Raw genomic sequence first — 7323 nt, 5'->3', positions numbered from 1 at the left:
GACCGTATCCCGCCGGGCGCCGGCCGTTCTCGGGCGCCGGCCCTGGGCGTTCCTAGGAGGCGAACCGTGCGATCGGGTTCGTCAGTGTGCCGACGAACTGGAGCGCGGCCGACGGGTCGGCCAGGTCCACCATCTGCCGGTTGTTGCGCAGCTGGAGCCGGTTCAGGCAGGACAGCGCGAACTCGTCCGCGAACATGTCGTACTGCGCGAACTTGTCCGTCAGTTCCGGCACCGACCGCTGGTACGCGCGGACGCACTCGGCGACCGTGCGCCAGAAGTCGTCCTCGGCGAGCACCTCCTCCTCGGCGAGCGTCGCGCCGAGGAAGCGGAAGAAGCAGTCGAAGACGTCGGTGAAGATCGAGAGGATCTTCGTCTCCTCCGGCACCTCCACCCGGATCCGGTCGACGGACGGCGGCAGCACCGCGTCCGGGTCCATCACCGCGATCTCCTCCGCGATGTCCTTGAAGATCGCCCGCCGGATGGTGCCGTTCTCGCCGAGCACCAGGATGACGTTCTCGCCGTGCGGCATGAAGACCAGGTCGTACGCGTAGAAGCTGTGCAGCACCGGCAGCAGATAGGCGTCCAGGTAGCCGCGCAGCCACTCGGTGGGGGCCAGGCCCGACTCGCTGATCAGCGCGCCCGCGAACGACGCGCCCTCGTGGTCGACGTGCAGCAGGGACGCCATGGTGGCGAGCCGCTCGCCGTTCTCCAGGGACGACACCGGGCTCTCGCGCCACAGGGCGGCGAGCATCTTGCGGTAGGGGGAGTACCGGTCCGTCGCGGCCTCGTACTCGAGGTGGCGGTAGCCCACGGCCGCACGCTCGCGGATGATCGAGAAGCGGGCGGCCCGCAGCACGTCGTCGCCGTCGATCAGCCCGGCCAGCCAGTCGTTGATGGCCGGCGTCGCCTCCATGTATGCGGCGGAAAGGCCGCGCATGAAGCCCATGTTGAGGACGGAAAGGGCCGTCTTCACATAGTGCTTGGCCGGGGCGTCGGTGTTGAAGAACGTCCGGATGGACTGCTGCGCCAGGTAGCGGTCGTCGCCCTCGCCCAGGTACACCAGCCGCTGCTGGGCGATCTCGGCGGCGAAGGTCACGGACAGCTTGTTCCACCACTGCCACGGGTGGGCCGGGATCAGCAGGTGGTCGGCGAGATCGAGGCCCTGGTCCGCGAGGGTCTTGGCGAAGCGGTCCACGGCGTCGTCGCCGAGCTCGGCCCGGATGAAGCTCTCGTAGTCGATGCCGTCGCCGGCGGTGAACGCGGCGCGGTCGCGGCGGGCGGCCAGCCACACCAGCCGGAGGGGGTTCGCGGCCTCCGGGGCGTAGGCGTGGTACTCGTCGATGCCGAAGCCGAGCCGGCCGTTGTTGGCGACGAAGCAGGGGTGCCCCTCCGTCATGCCGGTCTCGACCGCCTGGAAGTCCGCCTTGGCCAGCTCGGCGGCCGCGACCCGTGGCTTCGCCGACTTGTACGCCGTGCCGGAGAGGGTGGAGGAGATCTCCTCCAGATACACGGGAAGGATCTCGTCGCTGAGGCCCAGGGAGCCCCGCATCTCGATGACGAACTCCAGCGCGTCCAGCGGCAGCTGCGCACCGTCGCGGTGACGGCTGATGGAGTCGGCGGCCACCTGCCAGTGGTCGAGGGCGAACCGGCGGGCGGTGAAGCGGTACTCGGTCGCACCGTCGTCCGCGACGAGGCGGTAGGCGCCGTCGCCGAGGTGCTCGGGCGTGAGCAGCCGCTCGTGGGTGAACTCGGCGAGGGCCTTGCGGACGAGGAGCCGGTTGGCGTGCGCCCAGCGGTCGGGTGTGAGGTGGGACACGGGGTTCATCGGGTCACCGCCGTGGCCGCCTCGAACTGCTCGCGGGTGCAGAAGCTCAGCAGAGCCTCTTTCTCGGGCTTCACTATCTTCTCGGCGGCGACGAAGCCGACGGCCTCGTTGAGCCGGTGCACGGCCGAGTTGCCGACGTCCGGCTCGACCACGACGCGCTTCGTCGCCGGATCGGCGAACAGCTCACGCATCACGGCGGTGATCACGGCGAGGGTGAAGCCGTGCACGGGCCGGTCGGTCGGCGCGACGAGGAAGTGCATGCCGACGTCGCCGGGCTCCGGGTCGTACAGCCCGACGAGCTCCACGTACCGCGGGTCGTAGCTCTCCATCAGGAAGGCGGGCTCGCCGTCGTGGAGGCCCATGAACGCGTGGTGGTGCTCGTGCGCCGCTATGCGCATGTACTCGCGCTTGACGTCCTGGAGTTTCGCGTCCTGCATCATCCAGAACGCGGCCTTCGGGTGGGTGACCCAGCTGTGCAGCAGCTCGGCGTCCGCCAAGGGGTCGAGGGGCCGGAACGTGAGGGAACCGACGGCGGTGGTGGTGCTCATACAGCGAACTCCTGGAACGCGATGGACTTCTCTACGGCGTAGTACTCGCTGCCCAGCAGCTCGCCGATGATGTAGGCGTTTCGATAGGCGCCCATGCCCAGGTCGGGCGAGGTGATCGAGTGGGTGTGCACGCCCGCGTTCTGCAGGAAGATCTCCCGGCCGGCCGTGTCGATGGAGTAGTTGCGGGCGACGTCGAAGCGGCCGTGGCCGTCGAGCCGGATCCGGTCGGCGACGGGCTCCAGGAAGGCGGGGGTGACGTACCGATAGCCGGTGGCCAGGATCAGGCCCTCGGTCCGCAGCTCGTAGTCCTTGCCCTGCTCCTCCTGGCGCAGACCCAGGGTGTAGGTCCCGTCCTCGTACGAGGCGGTCCGCAGCGCCGAGTTGGTCAGCAGCCGGGTGGGGACCGGGCCCTTCAGGTTCTTCTGGTAGAGCAGGTCGAAGATCGCGTCGATCAGCTCCGAGTCGATGCCCTTGAACAGACCCTTTTGCTGGGACTCGAGTCTGTAGCGGGTCTCCTCCGGCAGCGCGTGAAAGTAGTCGATGTACTCCGGGGAGGTCATCTCCAGCGTCAGCTTGGTGTACTCCAGCGGGAAGAAGCGCGGGGAGCGCGTCACCCAGTTGAGCCGGTAGCCGTGCACGTCGATCTCGGACAGCAGGTCGTAGTAGATCTCCGCCGCGCTCTGGCCGCTGCCGACGAGAGTGATCGACTCCTTCTTCCGCAGCGCCTCCTTGTGGTCCAGGTAGCGCGAGTTGTGCAGCAGGTCCCCGCCGAGGCCCTGGCAGGCCTCGGGTATGTACGGCGGGGTGCCGGTGCCCAGGACGAGACGGCGGGCCGTGAATGCGTCGTCGGCGGTGCGCACCACGTACACCTCGCCCTCTTCGTCGTACGACACAGAGGTGACGGTCGTGTTGAAGCGGATGCTGCTCAGCCGGGCGGCGGCCCACCGGCAGTAGTCGTTGTACTCGGTCCGCAGCGGGTAGAAGTTCTCCCGGATGTAGAAGGAGTACAGCCTGCCCTGGTCCTTGAGGTAGTTCAGGAACGAGTAGGGCGAGGTCGGGTCGGCGAGGGTGACCAGGTCCGACATGAACGGCGTCTGGAGATGGGCGCCTTCGAGGAACATCCCGGAGTGCCATTCGAAGTCCGGCTTGGACTCCAGGAACAGGCCGTTCAGCTCGTCGATCGGCTCGGTCAGGCAGGCGAGACCGAGGTTGAACGGACCCAGTCCGATACCGATGAAATCAAGAGGCGTGGACAAGGTTCTCTCCAAGGAACTGCTCGGCGTGGCCGGCGATCAGGTCGAGGACGGCGGCGATGTCTTCGGTCGTCGTCTCGGGATTGAGCAGGGTGAACTTCAGGTACTGGCGCCCGTCGACCTTGGTTCCGGCGACCACGGCCTCGCCCGACGCGAACAGCGCCTTGCGGGCGTGAAGGTTGGCCCGGTCGATCAGGGCGGGGTCGGTGACGGACCGCGGGATGTAGCGGTAGACCAGGGTGGACAGCTGCGGCTGCACGACCACGTCGTAGCGCGGGTCGGCGGCGAGCAGCTCCCAGCCGGCCGCGGCGAGGTCGCACACCTCGTCGAAGAGCTGCCCCACACCGTCGGCGCCCATCACCCGCAGCGTCATCCACAGCTTCAGCGCGTCGAAGCGGCGTGTGGTCTGCAAGGACTTGTCGACCTGGTTCGGTATCATCCCCCGCAGTCCTTCGGACGCGGGAGGTGCCCCCACATCCACAGTGGGCCGCGGGTTGAGGTAGTCGGCGTGGTAGGTGGCGTGGCGCAGCGTGGCCGCGTCCCGCACCAGGACCGCCGACGAACTCACCGGCTGGAAGAAGGACTTGTGGTAGTCGACGGTGACGGAGTCGGCGTGCTCGATGCCGTCGAGCAGGTGGCGGCGGGCGGGCGAGACCAGCAGTCCGCAACCGTACGCCGCGTCGACATGCATCCAGGTCTCGTACAGCCCCGCGAGCTCGGCGATCTCCGGCAGCGGGTCGATGGAACCGAAGTCCGTGGTGCCCGCGGTCGCGACGACGGCCATCGGGACAAGGCCCTCGGCGCGGCAGCGCTCCAGCTCCGCGGCGAGCGCCACGGTCTGCATCCGCTTGTCGCGGTCGACGGGTATCGAGACGACGGCCTCGGGGCCGAGCCCGAGGAGGGTGGCCGACTTCTGGACGCTGAAGTGGCTGCACTCGGAGCTGAAGATGCGCAGTTTCGCCAGGTCGGTGGTCTTGGCCTCCTGGCGGGCCAGCAGCAGGGCCTGGAGGTTGGACTGGGTGCCGCCGCTGGTGAACACGCCGTCGGCGGCCGGGCCGAGACCGATCCGCTGGGCGGTCCAGTCGATCAGGCGGCGCTCGATGAGGGTGCCGCCGGCGCTCTGGTCCCAGGTGTCCAGGGAGGAGTTGACCGCGGAGAGGACCGCTTCGCCGAGCACGGCCGGGATGACGACCGGGCAGTTGAGGTGGGCGAGGTAGCGGGGGGAGTGGAAGTAGACGGCGTCCCGGAGGTACACGTCCTCCAGCTCGTCCAGGGCGGCGGAGGCGTCTCCGAGCGGCCGGTCGAGGTCGATCGCGGAGACGACCGGCGCGAGCTGGTCGGGGGTGACTCCGGTGAACGGCCGTCGGGTCGTGGCGAGTCGGTTCGCCACCCGCTCGACTCCTTCGGTCACGGAGCGCCGGTAACGCTCCGCCGTCATGTCATTGAGCAGGTGCGAGCGCATGCAATGTCCTCCCGTGGCGGGGACCTGGTCGCGCCTCAGGGGACAGGAAGAAGGGGGCGAGGGCGACGCCTTAAGTAAGGTAAGCCTAACCTAACTCAAGCCTCGAGAGTCCCTCGCCCCCCTTGGGGCACAACCGTTATGCTGTTGATCACACAATGACCGTGCACGGACGGTCGGTTGAGGCCGCGGCGCGGGTCACTCTGCCTCTTCGGCCGGCTCCTCGCGGAGCCCGTCCTCGCTCACGCCGCGCTTCCAGTAGCCGACGAAGGTGACCTTCCGGCGGTCGAACTCCCGGTCGTTCACCAGATGGCGCCGCAGCGCCTTGATGCTGCCGGACTCGCCCGCGATCCAGGCGTAGCCGACGCCCTCGGGCAACTCGGCGGCGGCGACGGCCTCCACGGCCGACGGCGCGCCCTCGTCCCGGACGAGCCAGGTGATGTCGGCGTCCGCGTCGGTCTTGAGCGGCAGCCGGTCGCCGGCGTGCGGCACCTCCAGCCAGACCTTGGCCTTCCGGCCTGCGGGAAGCCACTCCAGGATCGCCGAGGCGGCGGGCAGCGCCGTCTCGTCCGCCCAGATCAGCACCCAGTCGGTGTCCTCGGGCGGCCGGCAGCGCACGCCGGTGTTGTCGGCGACCGCGGGGCCGAGCACCATCACCCGGTGACCGGGCTCAGCGGCCAGCGCCCAGCGACAGGCCGGGCCGCCGTCCTCGTGCACGGCGAAGTCGATGTCCACCTCGCCGTCCTCGACGCGCTGCTCCCGCACCGTGTACGAGCGCATCACGGCCCGCACGTCGTCGGGCAGCGCACGCCACGCGGCGAAGATGGCGCCGCCGTCACCCGCGTCGACGGGGACGACGGGGGCCGGCTGGCCCGGGTGCGGAAGGAACAGCGACAGGGACTGGTCGCGGCCGCCGGCCACGAAGTCCCGCAGGCCGTCCTCGCTCTGCCCGGTGAAGGTGACGCGGACGAGCGACGGGCCGAGCCGCCTTGTCCGCGCAACCTGCAGGTCGAAGAAACGGAACGGGGCGATCTCGGCCTCGGTCGTCATGGTCAGGAGACCTTCTTCGCGTTCTCGATCGCCTTCGCGAGATCCTCGAGGATCGGCGCGCACTTGTCGTACGAGTAGATCGGCTCGGTGACACGCGGGACGACCTGACCGGCCTTCACCGCGGGGAGACCGGCCCAGGTGGGCTTGGCCTTCAGGGTGTCGGGCTGGAGGGTGCCGGTGCGGTTGTCCAGCATGATGATGTCGGCCCCGTACTTGCCGGCGTTCTCCCAGCTGAGCTCCTCGAAGAAGCCCTGGGCGTTCGGCTTGGGCTCGACGAACTTCACGCCGAGTTCCTGGAAGTAGAGCGTGTCCGCCGACATCTTGGGGACGGAGACGTAGAAGAGCTCCTGGCTGCCGGAGCCGATGAGGACCTTCAGGTTCGGCTTGGCCTTGGCGGCCTGGCGCAGCCGCTCCGCGGCCTTCTCGAAGCGGGCCTTGGCGTCGGCGACCTTCTTGGCCTTCATGTCGGCGCCCAGGGACTGTGCGAGGTCCGCGCGACGCTGGAGGGCGCCCGGCATGTTGATCTGGGCGGCCCACAGGGCGACGCTCGGGGCCAGCTTGAGGATCTTGTCCTTGGACTGGTCCGGCACGTACCAGAGGGCGTCCTTCTCCCACATGTCCGTCACCAGCAGCTCCGGCGCGAGCGCCGCGTACTTCTCGACGTTGAACTCGCCCCAGACGTTGCCCAGGATCTCGACCTTGCTGATGTCCATGTCGCCGGCCTGGACGTCGGCCTTGCCGTCGGCGGTCTTGGTCGGACCGAACACGCCGGTGACCTCGACCCCGTAGTCGTACAGGGCGGCGGCGGTGCCGGTGAAGGCGACGATGTTCTTCGGGGCGGCCTTCGACTCGGACTTCTGACCGCGGTCGTCGGTGAAGGACCAAGGGCCGGACTTGGCGGCGGCCTTGTCGGAGTCGCCCTTTTTGCCCTTCGTCTCCTGGCCGCACGCGGCGAGCGCCACGCCGAGCCCGAGGGCGCCGCCGGCGGAGAGCAGGCCTCGTCGAGTGAGATGGGAAGCTCGGGCGTTGGGCATGGTGGTGTCCGCTTTCGTACGTGCCGAATAGGCCACTGGCAGGTTTTGAAGGTAGGTTAGCCTAACCTCAGAAGTTGTCCAGGGCCGGTCAGGTGCCCGGCGCGCGAGCGGGGCGTGACCTTGAACACGCGGCGGCGCGCGGCCCCGTCAGGGT

6 protein-coding genes are annotated in these 7323 nt (G+C 68.9%); all 6 read right to left on the bottom strand.

Going from position 1 to position 7323, the window contains the following annotated elements:
• Positions 1-52: 52 nt before the first annotated feature.
• Positions 53-1825 (bottom strand): IucA/IucC family protein, encoded by a 1773-nt coding sequence (locus ACWGH4_RS27135; RefSeq protein ID WP_453465567.1) that lies wholly within the window; start codon positions 1823-1825, stop codon positions 53-55.
• Positions 1822-2373 (bottom strand): GNAT family N-acetyltransferase, encoded by a 552-nt coding sequence (locus tag ACWGH4_RS27130; RefSeq protein ID WP_453465565.1) that lies wholly within the window; start codon positions 2371-2373, stop codon positions 1822-1824. The genes ACWGH4_RS27135 and ACWGH4_RS27130 overlap by 4 nt, the downstream gene beginning before the upstream one ends.
• Entirely contained in the window at positions 2370-3629 is a 1260-nt protein-coding gene (locus tag ACWGH4_RS27125; protein ID WP_441263139.1) for a SidA/IucD/PvdA family monooxygenase, read from the bottom strand. The genes ACWGH4_RS27130 and ACWGH4_RS27125 overlap by 4 nt, the downstream gene beginning before the upstream one ends.
• The gene (locus ACWGH4_RS27120) at positions 3613-5088 is read right to left on the bottom strand and encodes a pyridoxal phosphate-dependent decarboxylase family protein (RefSeq protein ID WP_453465563.1); all 1476 of its coding nucleotides are present in this window, start codon (positions 5086-5088) and stop codon (positions 3613-3615) included. The genes ACWGH4_RS27125 and ACWGH4_RS27120 overlap by 17 nt, the downstream gene beginning before the upstream one ends.
• Positions 5089-5283: 195 nt before the next feature.
• On the bottom strand, positions 5284-6135 hold the full coding sequence (locus ACWGH4_RS27115; protein ID WP_453465561.1) for a siderophore-interacting protein: 852 nt from the start codon (positions 6133-6135) through the stop codon (positions 5284-5286).
• Between the two features lie 2 nt (positions 6136-6137).
• Positions 6138-7169 (bottom strand): ABC transporter substrate-binding protein, encoded by a 1032-nt coding sequence (locus tag ACWGH4_RS27110; RefSeq protein ID WP_453465559.1) that lies wholly within the window; start codon positions 7167-7169, stop codon positions 6138-6140.
• Positions 7170-7323 lie beyond the last annotated feature (154 nt).

This window comes from Streptomyces sp. NPDC054847 (assembly GCF_053610925.1).
This window is presented reverse-complemented; position numbering and strand designations above follow the sequence as displayed.